This window comes from Actinokineospora inagensis DSM 44258 (genome assembly GCF_000482865.1).
GTDB classification, from domain to species: Bacteria; Actinomycetota; Actinomycetes; order Mycobacteriales; family Pseudonocardiaceae; genus Actinokineospora; species Actinokineospora inagensis.
This window is the reverse complement of sequence record NZ_AXWW01000047.1, coordinates 39,424-59,317: the sequence shown is the minus strand read 5'-3', so window position 1 is coordinate 59,317 and position 19,894 is coordinate 39,424. Positions and strand designations below refer to the sequence as shown.

15 protein-coding genes are annotated in these 19,894 nt (G+C 70.5%); 7 read left to right on the top strand and 8 right to left on the bottom strand.

Annotated elements, in window-relative coordinates; genetic code table 11:
• Positions 1-4 precede the first annotated feature (4 nt).
• A complete protein-coding gene (locus H504_RS0118125; protein ID WP_157440497.1) occupies positions 5-1,597 on the bottom strand; it encodes an outer membrane protein assembly factor BamB family protein in 1,593 nt (530 codons plus the stop codon).
• 385 nt (positions 1,598-1,982) lie between these two features.
• Positions 1,983-2,744, bottom strand: coding sequence for an SDR family NAD(P)-dependent oxidoreductase (locus H504_RS0118120; RefSeq protein WP_026423922.1), 762 nt, complete (start codon positions 2,742-2,744; stop codon positions 1,983-1,985).
• 237 nt (positions 2,745-2,981) lie between these two features.
• On the opposite strand from H504_RS0118120, the gene H504_RS0118115 reads away from it, so the two are divergent.
• Entirely contained in the window at positions 2,982-3,764 is a 783-nt protein-coding gene (locus tag H504_RS0118115) for a hypothetical protein (protein ID WP_026423921.1), read from the top strand.
• Positions 3,765-3,936: 172 nt separating this feature from the next.
• Here the strand turns inward: H504_RS0118115 and H504_RS0118110 are convergent, their stop codons facing one another.
• The 3 genes from H504_RS0118110 to H504_RS0118100 all read right to left on the bottom strand — a co-directional run bounded on the left by H504_RS0118110 (position 3,937) and on the right by H504_RS0118100 (position 6,561).
• Complete coding sequence (locus H504_RS0118110) at positions 3,937-5,202, bottom strand: O-acetylhomoserine aminocarboxypropyltransferase/cysteine synthase family protein (protein WP_245614328.1); 1,266 nt, start codon at positions 5,200-5,202, stop codon at positions 3,937-3,939.
• A complete protein-coding gene (locus tag H504_RS43195) occupies positions 5,199-6,194 on the bottom strand; it encodes a 2-oxoglutarate and iron-dependent oxygenase domain-containing protein (RefSeq protein WP_084467852.1) in 996 nt (331 codons plus the stop codon). Before H504_RS43195 ends, H504_RS0118110 begins: the two co-directional genes overlap by 4 nt.
• Before the next feature lie 160 nt (positions 6,195-6,354).
• Positions 6,355-6,561 carry a hypothetical protein gene (locus tag H504_RS0118100; RefSeq protein WP_026423918.1) on the bottom strand — a complete coding sequence of 69 codons (207 nt, stop codon included), beginning with the start codon at positions 6,559-6,561 and terminating at the stop codon, positions 6,355-6,357.
• Positions 6,562-6,711: 150 nt separating this feature from the next.
• Here H504_RS0118100 and H504_RS0118095 point away from each other — a divergent pair, with 150 nt between their 5' ends.
• Together H504_RS0118095 and H504_RS0118090 are read left to right on the top strand one after the other, a co-directional pair.
• Positions 6,712-7,932, top strand: a complete 1,221-nt coding sequence (locus tag H504_RS0118095; protein ID WP_026423917.1) for an exonuclease domain-containing protein — start codon at positions 6,712-6,714, stop codon at positions 7,930-7,932.
• 10 nt (positions 7,933-7,942) lie between these two features.
• Entirely contained in the window at positions 7,943-8,314 is a 372-nt protein-coding gene (locus tag H504_RS0118090; protein ID WP_026423916.1) for a VOC family protein, read from the top strand.
• A gap of 101 nt (positions 8,315-8,415) precedes the next feature.
• Here the strand turns inward: H504_RS0118090 and H504_RS35775 are convergent, their stop codons facing one another.
• On the bottom strand, positions 8,416-9,006 hold the full coding sequence (locus tag H504_RS35775; protein ID WP_051386008.1) for a TasA family protein: 591 nt from the start codon (positions 9,004-9,006) through the stop codon (positions 8,416-8,418).
• A gap of 159 nt (positions 9,007-9,165) precedes the next feature.
• Here H504_RS35775 and H504_RS0118080 point away from each other — a divergent pair, with 159 nt between their 5' ends.
• The 3 genes from H504_RS0118080 (at position 9,166) to H504_RS0118070 (ending at position 14,194) form a co-directional block, all read left to right on the top strand.
• A complete protein-coding gene (locus tag H504_RS0118080; RefSeq protein WP_245614327.1) occupies positions 9,166-10,866 on the top strand; it encodes a methyl-accepting chemotaxis protein in 1,701 nt (566 codons plus the stop codon).
• Between the two features lie 238 nt (positions 10,867-11,104).
• Complete coding sequence (locus tag H504_RS0118075) at positions 11,105-13,669, top strand: EndoU domain-containing protein (RefSeq protein ID WP_026423914.1); 2,565 nt, start codon at positions 11,105-11,107, stop codon at positions 13,667-13,669.
• A gap of 3 nt (positions 13,670-13,672) precedes the next feature.
• A complete protein-coding gene (locus H504_RS0118070) occupies positions 13,673-14,194 on the top strand; it encodes a hypothetical protein (protein ID WP_026423913.1) in 522 nt (173 codons plus the stop codon).
• A 1,187-nt stretch (positions 14,195-15,381) separates the two neighbouring features.
• On the opposite strand, the gene H504_RS0118065 is transcribed toward H504_RS0118070, so the two are convergent.
• Positions 15,382-16,026 (bottom strand): response regulator transcription factor, encoded by a 645-nt coding sequence (locus H504_RS0118065; protein ID WP_035304805.1) that lies wholly within the window; start codon positions 16,024-16,026, stop codon positions 15,382-15,384.
• A gap of 245 nt (positions 16,027-16,271) precedes the next feature.
• Between H504_RS0118065 and H504_RS0118060 the strand changes: the two genes are divergently transcribed.
• Positions 16,272-16,949, top strand: a complete 678-nt coding sequence (locus tag H504_RS0118060; protein WP_084467851.1) for a CpaE/TadZ family protein — start codon at positions 16,272-16,274, stop codon at positions 16,947-16,949.
• Positions 16,950-16,977: 28 nt separating this feature from the next.
• Here the strand turns inward: H504_RS0118060 and H504_RS38825 are convergent, their stop codons facing one another.
• Positions 16,978-19,890: a hybrid sensor histidine kinase/response regulator gene (locus tag H504_RS38825; protein WP_051386007.1), complete on the bottom strand. Its 2,913-nt coding sequence runs from the start codon at positions 19,888-19,890 to the stop codon at positions 16,978-16,980.
• Positions 19,891-19,894: the final 4 nt, after the last annotated feature.

Sequence of the window (19,894 nt, the reverse complement as noted above, 5' to 3'; positions counted from 1 at the left end):
GGGGTCAGAGACCGAAGGCGAGAAGCACATTGCCCTTGTCGGTCGGGTAGTTGGGCCAGTAACCCGCCTGGACGTAGAGGATCCCGTTGGCGACGACGGCGCCGCCGTTGCCGGAGATCGCGCTGCCGTGGCCCTTCAGGCCGTTGACGCCGTCGAAGTCCTGCACGGTGTCGAAGGTCCACAGGACCTTGCCGTCCTTCGAGTCGTAGACCCGCATCTTGCCGTCGGTGCTGCCCTCGTAGACCAGACCGGGGCTGGACGTGACGGCCGGGGTGTGCGCGAGCTTGCACACGCCCGCCGGGGCCTTGGCCGCGCCACCGGTGGTGCAGCCGTCGGCCGGGTTCGCGGTCTGCCACACGATGTCGCCGGTGCTCGGGTTCAACGCGAACAGGGCGCCCGGGTTGCCGTAGTTGGTGGCGACGTAGATGTTGCGGCCGTCGAAGCTGGTGCCCCACTGGATGCCGGAGAGGCCACCGCCGGGCATCGGCGTCGACAACTGCCGACGCCACTTGACGGCACCGGTCTTCGCGTCGAACAGGTGGAACACACCGGACTTCTGGCCGACACCGACGTACGTGTGGCCCTGGACGTTGATCAGGGTCGGGGTGGCGCCGATGTCGAAGTCCAGCGCGGTGCCGTCCTTCTGGCCGGGGCAGAAGCCCTCGTTGTCCGGCTTGCCGCACAGCAGCCGCCACGTGTCGGCCTTGGTCACCTGCTGCTTCCACTTGACCTCGCCGGTGCGGGCGTTGAGCGCGAGCAGCGAGTCGAAGTCGCCGACGGTACCGGTGTAGAGCTGGCCGGAACCGACGTACAGGGTGCCGGTTCGCTCGTCGACGATCGGGCTGCTCCACACGCCCGCCCCGGACGGCTCGTACTTGACCGCCCCACTCGGCCAGGTGCCGTTGGCCTTCGGCTCCGGCGTCGTGTAGAATCGCCAGCTCAGCTTGCCCGTGTCGGCGTCCAACGAGTCGACGTGGCCGCGGAACGTGCAGCACGGGTAGTTGACGTCGTTGGTGATGTTCTCGCCGCTGGACGAGCCGATGTAGATGTGGCCGTCGTAGTACACCGGGGAACTCGTGTGCATGCCCGCCGGGTGGTCGTCGGTGTCCTTGGCCCAGGCCAGTTTCCCGGTGCGCTGGTCCAACGCGTAGACGTAGCCACCGGTGTCACCGAAGTACACCTTGCCCCGCGCGACGGCGGGACCGTCGATGACGACGGCGTACTTGTTGACGGTGCTGAGGTCGAACGTCCACTTCTCCTTGCCGGTGACGGCGTTGAGGGCGTGGAACTTGCCCGCCGGGTCACCGAAGTAGATGGTGTCGCCGACGACGGCGGGCTGGCTCTTGGCCGGGAACCCGTTCTGCGGGTAGGCGTAGGCCCACTTCAGGGTCAGCTTGCCCGCGGTGTGCGAGGTGATCTTGTGCTCGGCGGCGGCGAACCGGGACCCGCCGGTGTCGCCCTGCCAACTCGGCCAGTCACCGGGGCGGCTGCCGCCCGCGGTCGGGTCGCCCACCGCCGCGGCCTGGCCGCTGATCACACTGACCAGCAGCGCCGCGATGCCGGCGAACGCCACGACGCGGCGTTTTCTCTGCCACACAGGCACTCCTTCAAGGGGGTCGGGAGCCGGCCCGGCGCGCGGGCTCGGCTCGGCGAAAACCGGGCCGGGGTCTGGTGGGGTGGCGCCGGGAGCAGCGGCGATCGGCCACCCGGTGATCCAGTCTTGGAGCGGCCCGCGGTGAGCGCCCAATCACGAAACGTGGATGGGCGGGCGTTATCAACCGGCCGGGTGACAACAATGTTGGTAGCCGGGTGACGAATTCCGGCCGGCTCGCTCCAGGCACGCAGGCAGCCCGGGTGCGACAGCACGGGCGGCGGCCGCCAACTGGGAAAAACCGAAAGCGGTGATCATCGAGAGTCTCGGCGTTCAAGCTCGCCGTTCGAGTGGAACTTCTACACTCGGTGACGGAAGCGACGCGCTGACCTCAACTGACGGAGAAACCACCGTCTACGAAGATAGTCTGACCGGTGACGTACTCGGCCGCGGCGGACGCCAGGAACACGGTGATCCCGTGGAAGTCGGTCGCCAGCCCGTTGCGGCCGACCATGGTCCGCCCGGCCAGCGCCGCGATCTTCGCCGGGTTGTCGAACACGGCCTCGGTCAGCGGGGTCTGCACGAACCCGGGCGCCACCGCGTTGACCCGGACGCCGCGCGCGGACCACGCCTCGGCCTGGGACCTGGTCAGCCCGGTGATCCCGGCCTTGGACGCCCCGTAGGCGCCGCTGTTGCCGAACGCGCGGACCGCCTGCTGGGAGGCCACGTTGATGATCCGGCCCCAGCCCCGGTCCGCCATGCCGGGCGCGAACCGCTGCCCGAGCAGGAACGGCGCGTCGAGGTTGGCCCGCATGGTGCGGTCCCAGTCGTCCTCGGTCAGCTCCCCCATCGGCGGGCGCGGGTTCACCGCGGCCGCGTTGACCAGGATGTCGGGGACCCCGTGCCGGTCGACGACCTCGTCGGCCAGCGCGTGCACCTGGACGCGATCGGCCAGGTCCGCGCGGATCCAGTCGCCCCGGAGCGCGGTGGCGGCCTCGCGCAGCGGCCCCTCCCGCCGCGCCACCACGGTGACCCCGGCACCGGCGTGCGCGAGCGCGGCGGCCATCTCCCGCCCGATGCCGGAACTGCCGCCGGTCACCACCGCGCGCCGCCCGGTGAGGGAGAACAGCCCGTGCAGGAACTCGCTGGTCATCGTCGGCCCTTTCCGCAGGTCACCGCCGCCAGCCTACGGGGATTGACCCACCGGGGTCGGCGTTGCGCCGTTCGGCTGATCGGCGGCAGGTTTCGGCCACCTGGCAACGAGATCGCGTAGGAAAGGTGTTGGAGGACGGGACGATTGGCGCAACAGGCGGCCGACTGGAGGGGTGCATGCGCGGACGGGTGGTCGGTCGGCCGCGGGCCAGTGGCTCGACCCCTGGGTGCTGAGCCGGTGGAGTACACGACGCACACGGTCGAGGAGTTCCACTCGCTGTTGACGGACCTGGACGACCCGTTCCGGCTGGAGCAGCCACGGGAGTGGACCCCCGAGCGGGCGTTGGAGAAGTTCGCCCGCCTGGTGGCCAGGCTGGAAGCCGAGTTCGGTTCCTGCACGGTGGCCCCGCCGGACACGGTGGCGGTCGCGACGCTGCGCACGACCGTGGTCACCGACCGGTTCGCGACCGTGGCCGGGGCGCTGGTCAACGGGGAGGACGTGCTGCTGGACCAGGACTCGACCCTGGTGTCCGTGCTCTACGAGTGCGGCTACGGCTACCGCTACCCCGCCCGCCCCACACCCGACCGCCCCGACCGCGCCCACCGCAGGCTCCTCCGCGGCCGCACCCCCGACGACCTGGCCGACCAGGTGCGGCGCCTCCCGGTCGACCACCACCCCGAACTCGTCCGGCTGCGCCACCGCCTGTGCACGACGCTCCGGCTCCCCGTCCGCCCGCACCCGGCGCGGTCGCGGTGGGTGGACCTGCTCCCCGGGGAACGGGTGCTCGCCGAGGTCGAACGCCTCACCGCCTGCCTGGCCACCCTCGACCTGCCCCCGGACGCCCCGGAACGCCTCTGGCCCGCCATCGACGACGAGATCCTGGACCGGCGCAACATCCCGGCCATCAAGGCCATCAAGACGGTCTTCGGCATCGAGCTGAGCGAGGCCGTGCTCCGCTTCCACGACCACGTCACCGACCTGCGTCGCACCCGCCGCCACGGCTGGTTCACCCCCGGCTGACCCGGTAGCCCTCAAGATCGACGATCAGGTCCCCGCACCCGACCGCGTTCCGCGTTGTCCACATCCCGCCCCGCCACACACAGGCCCCTGGCGACGGCCCGAGTCCGTCGGCGCTGCCCACCAGGCTGGATTCGGGGGCTGCCGAGCCGGCTTTGATCTTGTCCGTGGCCCGCTACCCCAGTGCCTGGTCGAGATCGGTGATCAGGTCCCGCACGCCCTCCAGCCCGACCGACAACCGCACCAGGCCGGGTGTGACGCCGCTGGCCGCCTGCTCGGCCGGGGTCAACTGGGCGTGCGTGGTGGACGCGGGGTGGATCACCAGGCTGCGGACGTCGCCGATGTTGGCGAGGTGGCTGAAGAGGGTGAGGCGGTCGACCAGGCTTCGTCCGGCGGGGAGACCGCCTGCGAGTTCGAAGGCCAGGACCGCGCCGACGCCGAGGGGGTGGTAGCGCTTGGCGGCGTCGTGCCAGGGGTTGGCGCGGAGCCCGGCGTAGTGGACCTCGGCGACGCGTGGGTGCCCGGCCAGCCACTCGGCGACGGCGGTCGCGTTGGCGACGTGGCGGTCCATCCGGAGCGACAGCGTCTCGATGCCGTTGATCAGCAGGAAGCTGGTCACCGGGGCGACCGCGGGGCCGAGGTCGCGGACCAGTTTGGTGCGCAGCCGGACCGCGTAGGCCAGTTCGGCGAACTCCGGGGCGAACGCGAGACCGCGGTAGCTCGGGTCGGGTTCGGCGAACCGCGGCCAGGTCGAGAAGTCGAACCGGCCGCCGTCGACCACCATGCCGCCGATGCCGGTGCCGTGGCCGGACAGGAACTTGGTCGTCGAGTGGACCACGATGTCCGCGCCGTGCTCCAGCGGCCGCGACAGGTACGGGGTGGGCACCGTGTTGTCGACGATCAGCGGCACCCCGACCTGGTGGGCGACGTCCGCGACCCCGGCGACGTCGAGCACGTTGCCGCGCGGGTTGCCGATCGTCTCCGCGTAGAACGCCCTGGTGTTCGGCCGCGCCAGCGCCCGCCAGGCGGCCAGGTCGTCCGGGTCGGCGACGAAGTCGACGGTGATGCCCAGGTCGGCGAGGGTGTGGGCGAACAGGTTGTAAGTGCCGCCGTAGAGCGCCGCCGACGAGACGACGTGGTCGCCCGCGCGAGCGAGGTTCAACACCGCGAGCGCCGACGCGGCCTGACCGCTGGCGACCGCGACCGCCGCGACACCGCCCTCCAGGTCGGCGACCCGGAGTTCGGCGACTGTGGTGGTCGGGTTGGCGACCCGGGTGTACGCGTGGGTTTCCTGGTCGCGCAGGGCGAAGACGTCGGCGGCGTGGTCGCTGTTGTCGAACACGAACGACGTGGTCTGGTAGATCGGGGTGGCCCGCGCCCCGGTCGCCTCGTCCGGTCGGGCACCCGCGTGCACCTGCCGCGTCTCGAACGCCCAGGTCACGCCGACCACCACCGCTGCGCCACCCGCGGGTGCGAGCGGAGCCAGCCGAGCAGGGCGTTCTCGCCGTACGCGGCCAGCAGTGGGTTGTCGGCGTCCTGGCTGACGCCGCGCGCGGACGCGGCCAACTCGGCGGGCAATTCCAGCGGCTCGACCACCGCGTCCAGCCGCGGACCGAGGAAGAACGGCACCGAGTACCGGTCCACCCCGTGCGGCGGGCTGACCACCCGGTGCTTGGTGGCGACCAGGTAGCCCCGGGTGGCGATCTCCAGCATCTCGCCGATGTTCACCACGAAGCTGCCCGGCACCGGGGTCGCGTCGACCCAGCCGCCGCCGGGGAGCTCGACCTGCAGGCCGCCGACCTCGTCTTGCTGCAGGACGGCCAGGAAGCCGTAGTCCTTGTGCGCGCCGACGCCCTGGTCGCTGCCGTCGTCGGCCCGGCCGGGGTAGCGGACGATCTTGGCGTGTGTGGCGGCCTCGTCGTCGAACCATGTGTCGAAGTAGCCCTCGTCCTGGCCGAGGGCCAGCGACAGCGCGCGCAGCACCTCCCGGCTGACCCGCAGCGCCTCCGCCTGCCAGGCCAGCGTGATCTCGCGCAGCCGGGGCAGTTCCGCGGGCCACTGGTTCGGGCCGATCAGCCGCCGCCACGCGGGCTCGTCCGGTCCCACGTCCAGGGCGGCGCGCTCGGGGCCGACGTCGATCTGCTCGCGCCAGTCGCGGGCGCCCGCGGTGTACTCGTTGCCGGTGCGCGTGTAGCCGCGGAACTGCGGGGAGTTGACGTTCTCGATCGCCAGCCGCCGCTCCACCGGCAGCGCGAAGAACTCCTTGGCCACGTCGAGGATGCCGCCGGTCAGCTCCGGTGGGACGCCGTGGCCGACGACGTAGAAGAAGCCGACCTCGTGCGCGGCGCGGCGCAGGTCGGCGAGGAACGCGTCCCGGTCGACGGCCGGGTCGCGGAACCGGGACAGATCGATCATCGGCAGGGCGGCGGTCACCCGTCCGAGCCTAGGCCGCGGCACCGACCGTCCCACATCCCGGACACCCGTCCGGGGTATCCAGCCGGTCAGTGTCCACAGTGGAGCATCCAGGGTGCCCGACGACCGCCTGGGCCGAACAGGCCCAGGCGCCCGCTCCCCCGCATCGAGGGACTACCGGCTACCGGTTACCCGGCGCCACCAGCCCGTACTCGATGGCGGTGGCATCCGTGCCGTATTCGATGGCGGTGGCCTGGGCGTGGACGACCCCGTCGGTCTCCACGTGGATGACCCCGTTCTCGGCCTGCGCGGGCTGCCCCGCCAGGCTCATCGCCACCACCGCCGCGACGCCCAACCCCACCTTGACCGCGCTCGCTCTGCGACTCATCGGACCTGCCCCTTTCACCAGGTGCGCCAACCCGTACGGCCAGGCGGCGGCCGTACGGCACACCACTCGATACCCACCGAGGTTACGCCGCGGGCCAAGTGTCGGTTTGTGATCGAATGGAGCGGTCTGTTGGCAGGGAGGATGGCGTCGGTGAGCAACTCGGTCGGGTACGCGGTGGTCGACACGGAGACGACGGGGATCGACGTCGAGCACCGGCACCGGGTGGCCGAGATCGCGATCATCCACCTCGACCCGGACGGGACCGTGACCGACGAGTGGTCCACCCTGGTGAACCCGGAACGCGACCTCGGTCCGCAGGCCATCCACCGGATCACCGCGGCGGAAGCGCGGCGGGCGCCGAGGTTCGCGGAGGTCGCGGGGGACGTGGCGCACCGGCTGCGGGGCCGGGTGGTGGTCGCGCACAACTGGCCGTTCGACGCGATGCACCTGCGCGCCGAGTTCGCCCGTCTCGGCGTCGACACGCCGTTGCGGGACGACGCCGGGCTGTGCACCATGCGCGCGGCGAGCACCGCCATGCCGCACTCGCGGCGGTCACTCATAGCGTGCTGCGCCACCGCCGGTCTGCCCGCCATGCGCTGGCACACCGCCCGCGATGACGCGATGGCCGCGGGCGCGCTGCTCGGCCACCTGCTGGCCACCGCCCCCGACGTCGTGCGTCCCACCCCGGCGCACCTCGACGCCGCCACCTGGGCCTGGCCCGACTTACCCCGCGACCTCGTCTCCCCCGCCCGGCGCCACCCGGTCGACCTCGCCGAACCGCACTTCCTGGCCCGGCTGGTCACCGACCTGCCGCACGACGACGAACCCGCCGTCGACGCCTACTTCGCCGTCCTCGACGACGCGCTCCTCGACCGCCGCATCTCGGCCACCGACGCGGACGCGCTGCTCGCCGTCGCCCGCCGCCTCGGCCTGGCCCAGGTCGTCGCCATCCACCACACCTACCTGCGCGCCCTGGTCTCGGCCGCCGCCGACGCGGGCATGGGTCCCGCCGAACGCGCCGACGTCGACCTCGTCGCCCGCCTGCTCGGCCTCGGGGTCGGGGACGTCACCCAGGCCATGCCCCGGGCCGACCTGCCGCGCGTCCCGACCATCGGCGGCCTGGTCCTGCGGCCCGGCGACAAGATCGTCCTGACCGGCACCATGACCACCGACCGCGACGAGGTCACCGCCCGCGCCACCGCCGCGGGCCTGCGTGTCATGACCGCCGTGAGCAGGCAAACCCGCGTGGTCGCCGCGGCCGACCCGGACACCATGTCCGTCAAGGCCACCACCGCCCACGCCCTCAACATCCCCGTCGTGGACGAGCAGGCATTCCTGCGCGCTCTCGCCGCCCTTCTCCAGTCCACTTAGGATTGTCCACATGTTCGCCACACTCCAGTGCGTGGTCTTGGACTGCCCCAACCCCGCCGCACTCGCCGCGTTCTACCACTCCCTCCTCGGCGGCACCGTCGACCTCGCCGACCCCCGCTGGTCCCTCGACGAGAACTGGTCAACCCTGCACACCCCCACGGGTTTCGTCCTCGCCTTCCAACGAGTCAGCCCCTACCACCCGCCCCAGTGGCCAGACCCGTCCCGACCGCAGCAGTTCCACCTGGACTCGGAGGTCACAGACCTGGACCGAGCCCACACCGAGGCCCTGACCTGCGGCGCGACCCCGCTCGACACCACCGCCAACCGCTGGCGCGTCTACGCCGACCCGGCCGGGCACCCGTTTTGCCTAGTGCACCACTGACGTAGGGGCCGCTCAGCGGTTCGCGTGGTAGTGGCGTCGAATCCGCGCGTCGGCGGGACGTGCTACTGGCGCTACCTCCGCGAGTCACCGAGCACAGGGGCTCAGGAGCTCTGCGCTTCCCAGGTGAAGCCGATGCCCGCGCTCTTGTTCTGAGCACTGTTGTTGTCCTGCAAGGTGTAGGTGAACTGGAACGTCTTCTTCGTGCCCGCGGTGGACGGCGTCCACGTGCCGATGCCGTTGGCGAAGTTGGTGTAAGAGGACGCGAACGCCGCGAGCGTGCCATTGTGGATGGTGCCGCCCGAGTCGGCGACGAAACCGGTGCAGTCGGCGTAGGTGCCACCAGTGCCCTGCTTGACCGTGAAGTCCAAGTAGGTACCAAGCGTGCCCGTGTAAGAGGCCGCGGTGGTGTACAGCTTCACCGACGAAGCGACGCTACCGTTGTAGGTCACCTCGATGCACTTCGAGCCGGTGTCGCCCGGCTTGAGGCCGGACACGCTGAACAGCACGCCGTTCGAGTCGTCGTCGGAGATGGCCACCGAGCCGGAACTGAACGAGTTGCCGCTGTTGGTGGTGGTCGCGGTGAACGCCGCGTAGCTGCTGAACCAGATCACGAGGGCGCTGGCGACCAGTCCGGTTGCCACTACCGCCGCGGCCTTGACCCCGGACCTGTTCTTCTTGACCTGCATCGTCATCACCCTCCTGTCCGTCAGACCCACTAGGTCGGCTGATGACCCGGCCACGAATAGGTGACCCAGTTGTGGGGTGATTGCTACTTCGGGTGCAGGACGGTTGCCTATGAGCCCAAGTGAGGCTGCTCACAAGCCCCCATATGAGTTCCTCAACTCTGCTCAGTGACGGTCGATCAGGAGCACAGCACTCCCCCGCCCGCGTCCGCACCGGACGCGCGGCAGCGAGGGACCGTGAAGGGCGGCGGCACGATGTTGTTGAGCAGGGCGAAAGTCGGCACCAGGTTGGGCGGGTCTTACGCGGTCCTGGTGTTGTTCATCGTGTTCGCCGCCTGCGTGGGCTGGTGGAGCCTGGCCCGGCAAGACGACACGAGCACCCGGCTCGACCAGCTCCGGCTGGTCCAGGACGACGTCGACCAGGCCAAGTACGACGTCGCCGACGTCACCGGCTGGCAGGCGCTGGTCGTGGCGGACGCGGGCGCCTACGGCGCGGCCAAGGCACTGGGCGCCGACGCCTACAACCGGGGCGCCGAGTTGAAGTCCAAAGACGGCCTCTACGCGCACATCGACGCCGCGCACCTGCAGTACATGAGCGACGCCGAGAAGGCGCTGTTCGCCGAGTTGAAGCCCGCGTGGGACGACTTCTTCTCCTGGGACACCAAGGTCATGCAGTTGCTGGCCGCCGACACCCAGGTCGGCCGCGCGCAGGCGATGGACAGCATCAACGGCGGCGAGGCGTCGGCGGCGTACTCCAAGGTCCTCGACATCACCACCCAGTTGACCAAGTCCATCAACGGCCGGATGGACGCGCTCAAGGCCGAGGCGGCGAGCACCCGCGGCAGCAGCAACTGGGCGCTGGCGATCACCCTGACCGTCGCGCTGCTGCTGGCCGTCGTGCTCGCGGTGTGGACGACCCGCTCCGTGGTGCGGCCGCTGGCCAAGGTCGTGCGGGCGCTGGGCAAGCTGGAGCACGGCGACCTCACCGCCACCGTCGGCCTGACCACCCAGGACGAGATCGGCCAGGTCGGCAAGGCGGTGGACACCACGGTCGAGTCGCTGCGGGCCACCGTGACCGGCCTGTCCGGGCACGCCGAGTCGCTGGCGGCCGCCTCCGAGGAGCTGTCCCGGGTCTCCACCGAGATCGCCGCGTCGGCGGGCGAGGCGTCCGACCAGGTGGGCGCGGTCACCGTGGCCGCGGGCGCGGTGCTGCAGAACGTGGACATCGTCGCCACCGGTGGCACCGAGATGGGCGAGTCCATCCGCCAGATCGCGAACAACGCCAGCGAGGCCGCGGACGTGGCGGGCAAGGCGGTCACCGTCGCCGAGCAGACCAACCAGACGGTGGCGAAGCTGGGCGTGTCGTCCTCCGAGATCGGCAACGTCGTCAAGGTCATCACCAGCATCGCCGAGCAGACCAACCTGCTGGCCCTCAACGCCACCATCGAGGCCGCTCGGGCCGGTGACGCGGGCAAGGGCTTCGCGGTCGTCGCAGGCGAGGTCAAGGACCTGGCTCAGGAGACCGCCAAGGCGACCGAGGACATCATCAGCCGGGTCGAGGCCATCCAGTCCGACACCGCCAACGCCATCTCGGCGATCGGCCAGATCGTGAACACCGTCGGCCGGATCAGCGACTTCCAGATCGTCATCGCCGCCGCGGTCGAGGAGCAGACCGCGACGACCAACGAGATGAACCGCAACCTGGCCGAGGCCGCGTCCAGCAGCCGCGCGATCTCCGACAACATCACCGGCGTCGCCACCGCCACCAGCACCACCACCGCGGGCGTGCACCAGTGGCAGCGGGCGGCGACCGAGTTGGCCAAGATGAGCAACGAGATGCACTCCACGGTGGCCAAGTTCCAGCTCTGAGAGTTCCAACTCCTCGATCATGGGGAGAGCGTCGGCGCCCGCCGGACCTGTGCCCCGGCGGGCGCTGCCGTTCGTCCACTGTGCACCGTCTCCGCCCACTCGACGGTCGAGGCGTCCGGCACCGCCCGAACAGTGTCACCCGGACAGATCACGCGGCCCCTGCGATCTTGTCGTACCCACCGGGCAGAATGCCGGACACGGGCGGTTGAGCCCGTAGGACCGGATCGGGGGTCTGGGCATGGATCGACTGGTGCGCCGTCGGGGGCCGTTGGCGTGCGTGGTCATCGCGGTGGTGGCGGCCGTGCTGGTCGCGGCGTTCACCGGACCGGTCCGGGTGTCCGGCAGCCCGCGCGCGACGGCGGCAGCCGACCTGGGCACCACCGCGCTCGCACAACTGGCCCAGCTCCACGACGTGCGGCTGCGCGGGACGCTGGAAACCGAGAGCGGGGTACCGCTCGACGTCGACATCGTCACCCTGGCGAGCGGCGACACCACGGCGACGGTGTCCGACGGAGCGGGCGGGGTCGCCACCTTCGCCGCGGTCGGCGGCAAGGTCGTGGTCAACGGCAACAACGCCTGGTGGCTCAACACCGTCCCGGTCTACGCGTACCAGATCGCGGGCAAATGGGTGCAGGCCACCGAGAACATGGGCTTCCCCATCGGGATGCTGACCGCGCTGTCCGGCAAGCAGTTGGGCGAGAAGTTCGCGGGCGACGACTGGGCGGCCAAGCCCACGGTCTACGTCGACGGAACACCGGCGGTGGCGCTGTCGCCCAAGGACTCGCCGTGGACGATCTACCTGTCCACCGAAGGCGGGACCAGGCTCCTCGGCATCGGCGGCCCGCTCGCGGCGGCGGGCGAGAAACTGCGCGAGCAACCCGGCGGAACGGCGCAGAGCTTCCCGACCGGGTTGGTCAGCGCGAGCGCCGTGGACGACCCGTGCAAGCAGCGCACCGACAAGGCGCTCACCGACGCCAAACAGCAGGCCGCGACCGCGCCCGCCGCTCCCCCGGTGCCCGAGGCCAACCACGGCCCGGCGATCGAGGTCACCCTGGTGCCCACCGGCACCTGCATGACCCCGGCCTGCCCCACCCCGATCGAGGTCACCAACTCGGGTGACGAACCCGCCCAGGGCACCCTCTCGGTGACGTCCACCAGTGGCGGCGGCGGCGACCTGCCGATCAGCGTCGGCCCCGGCCAGACCGTGCAGCAGTCGGTCAGCGTGGTCAACCCGGCGTCCAGTTGCACCGAGACCTGCACCCGCTCGTACACGGTCACCGCGTTCGCCCAGGTCACCTCGGTCGCCGGACCCGACCTGGACACCGGGCGGCGGCTGCACGACCGGGGTGTCGACCCGAACCGGCCGGTCCCCGGCCAACCCGGGCTGGCCGGGCCGGACGTCAACTCGGTCATCGACAAGCTGTCCACCCCCGGCCCGGCGGTCGCCGGGTTCCAAGCCAACGGCGACCTGCTCGACCAGGTCATCGCCCTCGTCCGCGACTCCGGCGACGGCCGCGTGCTCAGCCTGCTCGCCGTACTGGCCAAGAACCCGGCGATCGCCGTCGCGGCCGACCAGCCCAGTCCGGTGGTCGCCCTCGCGCAGACCGCCGTGCGCGGCAACCGGGTCAAGCAACTGGGCGCCCGGCAGGCGCTGTCGCTGCTCGCGCAACTCGCCCAAGACGCGGGCAGACAACCGAACACGCTGCGCGTCGACCACGACCTGATCCTGGACAGCCAGAACAAACGGGTCTACTCGATCGCCTCCGTCACCAACCCGGACAACCGCGCCCAACGCGTCTACGACGCCGCCGACGCGGGGATCAAGGCGTTCACCACGGTCGACACCACCGGGTACGCCAAGGTCCTCGTCCTCGACTTCGGCGACTCGTACCCCGAGTACGGGCAGGTGCACCGCAAGACGCTGGTCGACCTGCTGTCGAAGCTGACGACCGGCGGCAGCCAACGCCTCACCGACCTGCTGCGCGACCCGTCCGGGCAACCGGTGGTCACCGAACTGATGGTCGCCAACAAGCTGACCCGGGAAAGCGTCCCCGGCGGCCGCTACGAGTTCACCGCCGACGACCTGCGCGCCATGGTCTACCAACGCGCCGCGACCACCCCGACCCGCAAACCCACGTCGAGCGACCTCGTCTACACCCAGGCCAATCTCGACCACATGCTGCACGGCGACCCGTACGACCCGGCCAACCCCGGCAAGCAGTACCCCGGCGGCCACCTCGGCGGCGCGGGCGGCCCCGGCAAGACCGAGTTCCCCAAGGCGTGGACGGTCGACGACATCAAAGCCGCCATCGCCCAGGTCGTCGACCGGGCCAACACCGTCGACGGCCAGGCCAACCCCACCGCCGCCCCCCGCGCCGACGTCAACCACATGAACGCCCGCGTCTGGTCGTGGCGTTTCCTCGGCCAAGCCACCGTCAAGGGCATCACCGCCGAACTAGACCTCTACATCTACGACGGCGGCACCTTCCGCAACGGCTACCCGTCACTCCGAGCAGGCGGCCCCAACCACGCCCTCACCCGCGACGACGTCTTCGTCAACCACTCGGCCACCTTCGACGACAAGGCGATCTTCCAAAACCCCGACCCACCCGCCACCCCACAACTCAACAACGCCCGCACTTTCCCGCCCCGCTACAACAACACCAACGACACCTGGGAATACCCCGCCGCCACCCCCGACGGCCGCCCCGCCGTCGACCAGGCGGGCACCCCCATCGTGTATAAGACGGACAACACCGGCGCCCTCACCCCGGGCTCCCCCACTCCCACCCCAGGTTGCTGACCCGTGCTGTCCACTTGGACCACCATCCTCCGCCACCTCGCAGGCCGCCTCCCCGACGACGACCTCGCCACCCTCCGCACCCTCCTGGCCGCCCGCGAACTCGAAGACCTCGAACGCACCCTCCTGTTCGCCCTCGCCGACAACGCCATCGGCCTCTCCCCCACCGACCGCACCCTGCTCGCCGAGGTCGACTTCCGCCTGGACAGCCCCATCATCGCCGACCTCCCCCCCTACACCCCGCCAACCATCGCCTTCCACCCCGACCCCACCCCGTCCACAGTGGACTTCAAACTCCGCTCCGCCGCCGCCACCTACCCCATCCGCCGCATCCTGCGCACCCACCGCACCACCGACAACAAGCCCCTCTACCTCGTCGAACTCGCCCCCGGCCAAGACATCCCCCGCACCCAAGCCGCCCTAGACCACTCCCTCGACGGCGCCCTCCTCGAAGTCATCCTCCCCAACGAGCCCCTCCCCCCCTACCAATCCGCCGCCCTAGCCGCCGCCCTCGACATCTCCCCCTAACCCCTCGCCCCCGCTCCTCCCCCACACACACACACGACGCCCACCGCGCCCCCAAGTCAACAACAGCAATTCCCCCACCCGCGACAACCACACCCGCAAGCCGCCTCAACACCCAACCACCCACCACATCCACAGCAACAAAAACGCAAACCCCGCCACTACCAAACAAGCACCACAAGGACGACATTCAGGCACACCGAGCTCAACCCACCACACCGAAACGCGACCAGCCACACCACCAAGCAAACGAACCCGCACCCACACCACCCCCAGCCCACCTCGCACCACACACCTCAAAACAACCGGCCTACATCAACGAAGCCCCACCCCTCCCCCACACGTCTCAAAAAGCCCAGCCCACATCAGCGAAACGCCACTCCCACCCCCCGCACGCCCCAAAAACCCCCGATCTCGCATCGACGAAGCGCCACCCCCACCCCAAGCGCCTCAACAAAGCCCGCCCCTCATCGACGAAGCACCATCCCCACCCCACGCGCCTCGAAACCCGCCCCTCATCGACGAGGGCCGCCAACCCGCCCCGCGCCCCTCGAAACCCGCCGACCCCTTAGGCGAAGCGCACAACCAACCAGCACCACGCGCCTCGAAACCCCACCCCACATCGACGAAGGCCGCCAACCCACCCCACGCGCCTCAGAACAAACCCCCCGCCCATCGACGAAGCCCACCAACCCGCACCGCGCGCCTCGAAACCCGCCGACACCAACCGCCCGCTGGGGTGAAGTTGTTTTGTTTGGGGGAAGCGGTGGCCTAAGCCGGCAGGCGGGTAAGGCCACGTCTTTCCAGTGGCCCCGCCTTTTAGCCTTACCCAGGCCACCGCTAGGGGCCCCAAACAAAACAACTTCACCCCAGCGGGCACCCCGTATTTATCTGGCGCCCGAGGCCGGCGTCGCCGAAGGCGACCAGGCCGAACCCCGAGGCGCAGCCGAGGCCCAGAGCCCCCTCACACCAAGATCAACCGAGCGCAAAGCCCCTAAATACACAGCCTAACCGACCCCACCGACAAGATCGCCCAGCCGCCCCAGCACCATGATCAACCCGACCTCGAGCCCCTGAATACAAAGCCTACCCAAGCCCACCGACACAACCACGCAAGATCACAAAGCAAGACCGCAGCAAAGTCGCAGCAAGATCACAGCAGAACCGCAGCAAGATCACAAGCCCAGCCCTCACCCGCCCGGCGCCGCCTCATAATCAATCAACCCAGTCCGCAACGCCGTCACCAACGCCTGTGCCCGGCTCGACGCCCCCAATTTGTCATACAACCGAGCCACATACGTCTTCGCCGTCGACTTGCTGATGTGGATCGTGCTCGCGATGTCCGGAATCGACAGCCCGTCCCGCAGCAAGGTCAACACCTGCCGCTCCCGAGGCGACAACGCGAACCGCGCCTCCTGCTCTCGCCGCCGCGTCAACGCTTCAAGCAGCCCCGTCGCCGTGAACGATGTCGCCGCGACGGCCGCGTGCCGGATGGCGCTGAGGATCTCGACCACCGGCGCCGTTTTGACCAGGAACGCCGAGGCGCCGTGGTCGAGGGCGCGGAACAGCACGTCGTCGGTGTCCAGGGATGTCATGACCACGATGCCGAGGTCGGCGTAGCGGTCGCGCAGGGAGCGGACCAGCGGCAGGCCGCTGCCGTCGGCGAGTTCCACGTCGATGACGACCACGTCGGGGCGGCGGTCGGCGATCACGGCGGGCGCTTCGGCGGCGGACCCGGCCTCGCCGACGACCTCGACGTCCGGATGGGCGCCCGCGAGCATCGACAACCCGTACCGCGTCAACGTGTCGCTGTCGACCACGACGGTGCGAATCACCACAGCCCACCTTCCCGTCACCCATATGGGCGATAACACTTGTGACTGTCGGTTTACCCCCGGCCAGGGTTACAGGAACCTGAAAAATGTGTCGCATCCCGATGGCCACCGGTCGGGCCATAACAGAACATGCAGGTCCGGACGTTATGTCGGGCGCCGGGCCGACGCGGGTCGACCGCTCGCCCGCTGCCGCGCACCGGGTCAGGTAGGCAACGCTCTGTGACAACACGAGCGGAGGTCACCCAGTGGGCGCACACATAGTGACGGTTGTGGCGGGTCGGGCGGGGGCGGGTACGTCCACGATCGCCGCTAACCTCGCGGTCACCCTGGCCCGCACGGGCGGCGGCCCGGTGTGCCTGGTCGACATCGACTTCACCGCGGGCGACATCGCCACCATGTTCGACGCCGAGGCCGACGACGACGGCGTCCCCGAGGCGCACGTCGCGACCCGGCTCGGCCGCGGCCTCTACGCCATCCTCGCGCCCACCGTCCTCGGCGACCCCAGCCGCGTCCCGGAGCGCATCGTCAGCGAACTCATCGCGTCGCTGTCCACCATGTACGCGCACGTGGTCATCGACGCCCCCGCGACGATCAACAAGCACGTGGTGACCGCGCTCGAGTACTCCCACCAGCAGATCCTGGTCACCACCGCCGAGCGCCCCGCCCTGCGCGCCCTCGGCAGGCTGCACGACACCCTCGACCTGCTCAACCACGACCACCGCCTGCGCACCGTCGTGGTCACCCGCGCCCACCCGGAGACCGGGCTCCCGGCGACCGACGTCGAACGCGCCGCCCGCGCCCCCATCGCCGCCTGGCTCCCGGCCAGCCCGGACATCCCCGTCTCGATCAACGCGGGCCAGCCGCTGGCGACCGTGGCCCCCGACCACCCGTTCTGCCGCCCGCTACGCGACCTGGTCCCCTGACGACCCGATCCCCCGACGGCGCCGTCGCTCAGGCGCGGGATTCGAGGGCGTTGACCAACCCGCCGATGGCGGGGAAGACCAGGGCGAGCTCGGCGTCGATCGGGGCCAGGATCGTGTCCGGGTCGGGGATGGTGCCCGCGCGGGCCGAGTGCTCGATGGCCATGAACAGGTCGGCCAGAGCGGGAGCACCGATGTTGGCTGCGGCGCCCTTGAGGGTGTGCGACTGGGTGACGACGTCCTCGACCTGGCCGGTGCGCATGGCGGCGACGAGGGTGTCGACCGCGGGACGGGTCTTGGCGGCGAACGAGTTCAGCAGCCGGACCATGAAGTCCCGTTCGTCGGCGGACGGGTTGGGGCCGGTCAGCTCGTCGAGCCGGGCGCGGAGCGCGGCCGTGCGGTCGTCGATGCTTCCTCCTGTGACGGGGACGCGCGGGCCGGGATCCGGGGTGAACGGCGTGCGGTCGGGATCCGTGCGGGCCTGCGGGACGTCGGAGGTCAGCTTACCGAGGACGGTGGCCAGGTCGGTGGGGCGGACCGGTTTGGCCAGGTAGTCGTCCATGCCCGCGGCGCGGCAGGCGTTGGCGTCCTCGACCAGGACGCTGGCGGTCATCGCGACGATGCGCGGCTGGCGGTCGGCGGGCAGGTCGCTGCGGATGATCTGGGTGGCCTCCAGGCCGTCCATGATCGGCATCCGGACGTCCATCAGCACCACGTCGTACGGGCGCAGCCGGACCGCCTGGACCGCCTCGCGGCCGTTGGAGACCATGTCCGCGCGGTAGCCGAGCTTGGACAGCATCAACTGGGCGACCTTCTGGTTCACCAGGTTGTCCTCGGCCACCAGGATGCGCAGCGCCGAGCCGCCCGGGTCGGGACTGGGCAGCCGCCCCTGCTCGGCGTTCTGCATGGCGCCGCTGAGGACCCGGGTGAGGGTGGTGCGCAGGACGCTGACCCGCACCGGTTTGGTCAGCACCGACTCGAACAGTTGGCGCTGCTCCACCGAGAGCGGGATGGTGACACTGCTCAGCAGCATCAGCGGCAACTCCGCGCCACCGGGCAACCGGCGCAGCTCCACCCCCAGGTTGACGCCGTTCATCTCCGGCATCTGCAGGTCCAGCAGCGCCACGTCGAACACCTCACCCGCCCGGACCAGCTCAAGGGCCTCGCCGCCCGACGCGACATCGACGGTCCGCATGCCCATCTCGGCCAACTGCGCGCGCAACACGCTCCGGTTCGTGTCGTTGTCGTCCACGATCAACCCGACCTTGTCGGTCAGCACCGTCCGACCCGGCTCGTGGTCGATGTCGGCCTCCGGCGACACCCGCAGCACCGCCGACACGGTGAACGTCGACCCGATGCCCGGCGTGCTGACCACGGTGATGTCGCCACCCATCGCCCGAGCCAGCCGGTGGCTGATCGCCAACCCCAGGCCGGTGCCGCCGAACCGGCGGGTGGTGGACGCGTCGACCTGGCTGAACGACTGGAACAGCCTGCCGAGGTGCTCGGCCGGGATGCCGATGCCGGTGTCGCTGATCACCGCGAACAGCCGCACCAGCTCCGCGGGCTCGCCCGGCACCGGCTCGGCCCGCACGTTGATCGCGACCTCGCCGCGCGGGGTGAACTTCACCGCGTTGCCCAGCAGGTTGAGCAGGACCTGGCGCAGCCGGGTCGCGTCGCCGCGCAGCACCGGCGGGCACGAGTTGTCGACGTAGCCGATCAGCTCCAGCTCCTTGTCCCCCGCGGGCACGGCGACCAGCGCCAGCGCGCTGTCGACCACGTCGGCGATGTGGAACGAGGCGTCCTCCAGCTCCAGCTCACCCGCCTCGATCTTGGAGTAGTCCAGGATCTCGTTGATCACCGCGAGCAGCGCGTCGCCGCTGTCGCGCACGATCCGCACCAGCTCCAACTGCTCGTCGGTCAGGTCGGTGTCCAGCAGCAGCCCGGTCATGCCGATCACCGCGTTCATCGGGGTGCGGATCTCGTGGCTCATGGTGGCCAGGAACGCCGCCTTCGCCTTCCCCGCCGCGACCGCCTGGTCGCGCGCGACCACCATCGCCTGCATGGACGCGTTGACCGCGACCGCCATCTGCTCCAGCTCCACCGGCCCGCCCACCCGCGCCCGGTGCGTGGTGTGCCCCAACGACACCTGGGTGGCCGCCTCGGTCACCCGCCGGATCGGCTTGATGACCTTGCGGGCCACCCACACCGCGGCCAGCGCGGACAACAGGCCGACGCCGATGGTGGTCCACAGGATCAACTGCTGGGTGCTGGTCCCGCTGTCGGTCACCAACTGCTGCTGCACGCCGAGCACCTGCTCCTCGTGCTCGCGCATGTCGGTGAGGATGTCGTCGATCGCGGCCATGTCCCGCACGCCGCGCCCGGTCGCCACCAATTCCAGCGCCGCGGCCGTACCCTGGGAGCCGCGCAACCGGATGGTCTCGGCCAGCTCCGCCAGCTTGTCGGCCAACACCGGCTCCACCGCGCCGTTGAGCTGGCGCAGGTAGGCGTCGTCCGCGACCAGCTCCGTCAACCGGGCCTGGGTGCCGTCGATGGCCAGCACCGCCGACGAGTACGGCGCCAGGTACTGCTCGTCGCCCGCGATGAGGTAGCCGCGCTGACCGCGCTCGGCGTCCTGGGTCTGCTGCCAGAGCAGCGCCACCTCGGTGAGCACCTGGTGGGCGTGCTCCACCGGCGCCCGGTCGGTGAGCAGGGTGTCGATCCGGACGAACGAGTGGAGGCCGACCACCAGCAACCCGCCGATGGCCAGCAGGTACCCGGCGGTGAGCAGCCTGCCCACCGTCCACCGCCAGAACCGCCGCTCGCGCTCCGCGCGCCCGGTCGGGAGCGGCGTCGGGACCGGGGCGGGCACCGCGACCAGGTCGTCCGCACCCGGCACCGGCACCCGGCCGAGGGCCGCGTCCGCGCCGGAGTCGTCCATCCCCATCAGC

Bases quoted from the DNA above. Each gene is read 5' to 3' on its own strand.
- H504_RS0118120 (WP_026423922.1), bottom strand. From the start codon at position 2,744: ATGACCAGCGAGTTCCTGCACGGGCTGTTCTCCCTCACCGGGCGGCGC.
- H504_RS0118100 (WP_026423918.1), bottom strand. From the start codon at position 6,561: ATGAGTCGCAGAGCGAGCGCGGTCAAGGTGGGGTTGGGCGTCGCGGCG.
- H504_RS0118090 (WP_026423916.1), top strand. From the start codon at position 7,943: ATGTTCGCCACACTCCAGTGCGTGGTCTTGGACTGCCCCAACCCCGCC.
- H504_RS35775 (WP_051386008.1), bottom strand. From the start codon at position 9,006: ATGACGATGCAGGTCAAGAAGAACAGGTCCGGGGTCAAGGCCGCGGCG.
- H504_RS0118075 (WP_026423914.1), top strand. From the start codon at position 11,105: ATGGATCGACTGGTGCGCCGTCGGGGGCCGTTGGCGTGCGTGGTCATC.
- H504_RS38825 (WP_051386007.1), bottom strand. From the start codon at position 19,890: ATGGGGATGGACGACTCCGGCGCGGACGCGGCCCTCGGCCGGGTGCCG.